Below are 3,043 nucleotides of genomic sequence, written 5' to 3' on the forward strand. Positions count from 1 at the left end.
GCCGGTGCCGTCGTCGTCGGCGGTCAGGAGCGCCCGACCAAGTTCGTGCCGGTCGGCGGCGCCGAGCTGGAGGCCGCCGTCGACCGCGAGTTCCTCAGCAAGTACGGCGACTCGAAATACTCCCGCGCGATGATCGAGCCGCCGGCCGCCGGCACCACGATGCGCCTGGACGTCACGAGCTGATCGGGCGGCGGTTACAGCGCAACCGGTCGGTCATCGCCTCCACCGGCCCGACCGGATCGAGTCGCGCAGCCATCGGTACGAGTCCTTCGGTGTGCGCTCGCCCGTCTCGAAGTCGACGCGCACCAGGCCGAACCGCTGGCTGTACCCCTCCGCCCACTCGAAGTTGTCGAGCAGGGACCAGACGAAGTAGCCGCGCACGTCCACCCCGGCCGCCGCGGCGTCGTCCAGCGCCCGCAGATGGGCGTCGAGGAAGTCGATGCGGAACCGGTCGGCGGTGCCGTCCTCGGTGGAGCAGCCGTTCTCGGTGATGTAGATCGGTGGCAGCGCCGCGCCGTACCGGTCCCGCAGGCCGACGAGCAGATCCCGCAGGCCCGACGGGACCACCGGCCAGCCGAACGCGGTGGTCGGCACGCCCTCGATCGGCCGGATGTCGAACGGCAGATCCGCGTCGTCCGGCGGCGCGCCGACGCGGGTCGGGTTGTAGTAGTTGATGCCGAGCGCGTCGAGCGGCGCCCGGATCGCCGCCAGGTCACCGTCACGGACCACGTCGCCCAGCGCGCCGGCGATGAAGTCCGGGTATTCGCCCAGCAGCACCGGGTCGTTGAACAGCCGGTTCTGGAACGCGTCGTACACGGCGGCCGCGGCCAGGTCGGCGTCGTCGTCGCTCGCCGGCAGCACCGGGCTGCAGTTGTTGGTGATCATCACCTGGGTCGCGCCGCGCTCCCGCAGGGCGGCGACCGCCAAACCGTGCGCGAGGAGCTGGTGGTGCGCCACCGGCAGCGCCCCGAGAAGCAGGGCGTGCCCCGGCGCGTGGGTGCCCAGCGCGTACCCCTGGGCCATGTGCACGAACGGCTCGTTGAGCGTGATCCAGCGCCGCACGCGGTCGCCGAGGCGGTCGGCGACGTGGCCCGCGTACTCGGCGAAGCGCTCCGCGGTCGACCGGCTCAGCCACCCGCCCTCGTCCTCGATCGACTGCGGCAGATCCCAGTGGAAGAGCGTCGGCAGCGGGGCGATGCCGCGCTCGAGCAGGGCGTCGACGAGGCGGTCGTAGAAGTCGAGGTTCGAGGCGCGGGGCCAGGCGATCGAGAACCGGTACGCGTCCACGCCCAGGTCCGCCATCAGCGCGACGTCCTCGGGCATGCGGTGGTAGTGGTCGCAGGCCACGTCCCCGGTGTCACCGTCCAGGGTGCGCCCCGGCGTGTGCGAGAAGGTGTCCCAGATCGACGGCACCCGCCCGTCCTCGGCGACCGCGCCCTCGATCTGGTACGCCGCGGTGGCCACCCCGATCTCCACCCCGATCTCCACCGCCTCACCGTACCGTCTACATCGCGGCTCGGATGGCGTCGAGCTCGTCCAGTCGCGCCTCCACCGCCTCGTCCACCGCCTCGGCCGCCACCGCGTCGACGCCGCAATCGCTCTGGCGCTCCCGCAGCAGCGCGTAGTCGTCGATCGGCAGCGGGAACACGAACGGGTCGACGTCCTCCTCGTCGACCAGGAGCCAGTTGTCCCGTCCCCGCCGCCGGACCGCGCCGCGTTCGATGCCGTTCGTCCACTCGGTGAGCAGACCGGCAAGGCTGTCGGCCGCCCGCACCGAGCTCACGAAGTCGGCGTCGACGTCGTACCGCCAGATCTCGCCCTCGTGACCGGCATCCAGAACGAAGGTGTAGACGACCACGTCGAAGTGGAACAGCGGCATCTGCCGCCGCCACGGGAACGGTGTGCCGAGCGCGAAGGTCAGCAGGTCCAGCGTCTCGGCCGGATCCTGCGGCCACGGCAGCACGATGCCGCCCTCGGGCAGCACGCGGGCGTCCCCCCAGCCCTGGGCCTGGAACCAGGTGAGCTGGTCGGCGACGCGGCCGGCGTCGAAGAGCCGCTGGACCAGGGGCGGCGGCGGCCCGATCACACCGGACGGACCGGTGTGATCGGGCCAGACGATGCCCGCTCCGGTGGCGGCGGCGCGGTATGCCGCGGTGGCCGCCTCGAGGTCGCGGATGTCGTCGAGCATCGTCCTTCTCTCCTTCTACGGAACCGTCGGCACCATGCACATGTTGGCCCCGCCCTGGTTCACCCGGAACGCGAAGCTGGGCCCGTTCGCCGCCACCCATCCTGGCACCGGCAGCACCATGAACTTCTCCGCGTCGGCCACCCGGCACTTCGAGTAGAAGTGGGAGATGTCCTGCGCCTGCGGCAGGGCTTCTGATCTCGGTACGCGCCGCAGGGAGGCGAGCGGGCCGGAGAGGTTGACGGCCTGGGTCGTCGACCAGAACGGGAACTCGTCGCAGACCGTCACGGGCACCGGCGCGGTGCAGTTGTTCGGCTGGAACCCGGTGTTGAACCAGTTGCGCCTGAACCCGGCGTTGATGGCCGCCCGGCCGCCCACGCTGCGGCTCGGGGCGTACCACTGGATCCGCTCCGGCGGGAACGGGAAGCCGCCGTTGCCCATGGCGTCGGTGATGTGCTTTCCGGTCTCCGGCATCGGCCGGAATCGGTAGCTCTGCGCGCCGGGCACGTACACCGCGTAGTTGTCCTGGCATCCGGCGGCGCCCTGCACGCCGCGCTGGGCCGAGCACGCCGAGTCGATCTGCCGCTTGAGCTGCTGACTCAGTGAGTCGGTCCACTGGAACGGCAGGTTGTGGTCATTGGCGACAAGCTTCGTGGTCTTGACGGTCTCGGCGTACGTCTTGAGGCTGTTGACCCATTCGCCCTCCTCCTGATGCCAGTTGTCGAAGGTGTCGAAGTTGTCCTCGGGGCTGATCGGGTATTCGAAGATGCCGCCGAAGGTGATCCCGCTGCCGAAGAGGGCCTCGTACACGGCGAACAGCACCAGCCCGAGGGCGACGGCCACGGCCGAGAAGACGAG

3 protein-coding genes and 1 pseudogene are annotated in these 3,043 nt (G+C 70.7%); 1 reads left to right on the forward strand and 3 read right to left on the reverse strand.

What is annotated here, in order from left to right:
• On the forward strand, positions 1-183 hold a 183-nt coding region (locus AB0M20_RS35035), incomplete at its 5' end, for a DUF2255 family protein (RefSeq protein WP_364304739.1).
• 30 nt (positions 184-213) lie between these two features.
• Here the strand turns inward: AB0M20_RS35035 and AB0M20_RS35040 are convergent.
• The 3 genes and pseudogenes from AB0M20_RS35040 to AB0M20_RS35050 form a co-directional block, all read right to left on the reverse strand.
• A complete protein-coding gene (locus AB0M20_RS35040) occupies positions 214-1,488 on the reverse strand; it encodes a GH1 family beta-glucosidase (protein WP_364304741.1) in 1,275 nt (424 codons plus the stop codon).
• A 16-nt stretch (positions 1,489-1,504) separates the two neighbouring features.
• A complete protein-coding gene (locus tag AB0M20_RS35045; RefSeq protein WP_364304743.1) occupies positions 1,505-2,188 on the reverse strand; it encodes a hypothetical protein in 684 nt (227 codons plus the stop codon).
• Positions 2,189-2,203: 15 nt separating this feature from the next.
• Positions 2,204-3,043 (reverse strand): annotated as a pseudogene (locus AB0M20_RS35050) (hypothetical protein); the annotation flags it as partial.

This window comes from Actinoplanes sp. NPDC051633, from assembly GCF_040681735.1.
GTDB lineage: Bacteria > Actinomycetota > Actinomycetes > Mycobacteriales > Micromonosporaceae > Actinoplanes.

Bases quoted from the DNA above. Each gene is read 5' to 3' on its own strand.
- AB0M20_RS35045 (WP_364304743.1), bottom strand. From the start codon at position 2,188: ATGCTCGACGACATCCGCGACCTCGAGGCGGCCACCGCGGCATACCGC.